General features: G+C 58.7%; 1 protein-coding gene. It reads left to right on the top strand.

What is annotated here, in order from left to right; translation table 11 throughout:
* Positions 1–259: glycoside hydrolase family 2 TIM barrel-domain containing protein (locus F0Q32_RS26035; protein WP_188016921.1), on the top strand; the 259-nt coding region annotated here is incomplete at both ends.

Genomic DNA, 259 nt, shown 5'->3' on the forward strand with positions numbered 1-259 from the left:
GTATGAAGGCGGCGGAGCCGACACCTTCGCAACCGATATTATTTGCCCGATGTACGCGCGCGTGGATGAAGACCAGCCCTTCCCGGCTGTGCCGAAATGGTCCATCAAAAAATGGCTTTCGTTGCCTGGAGAGACGCGCCCGCTGATCCTTTGCGAATACGCCCACGCGATGGGTAACAGTCTTGGCGGCTTCGCTAAATACTGGCAGGCGTTTCGTCAGTACCCCCGTTTACAGGGCGGCCTCCCATGGGACTGGGTG

This window comes from Pseudocitrobacter sp. 73 (assembly GCF_008369545.1).
GTDB classification, from domain to species: Bacteria; Pseudomonadota; Gammaproteobacteria; order Enterobacterales; family Enterobacteriaceae; genus Pseudocitrobacter; species Pseudocitrobacter vendiensis.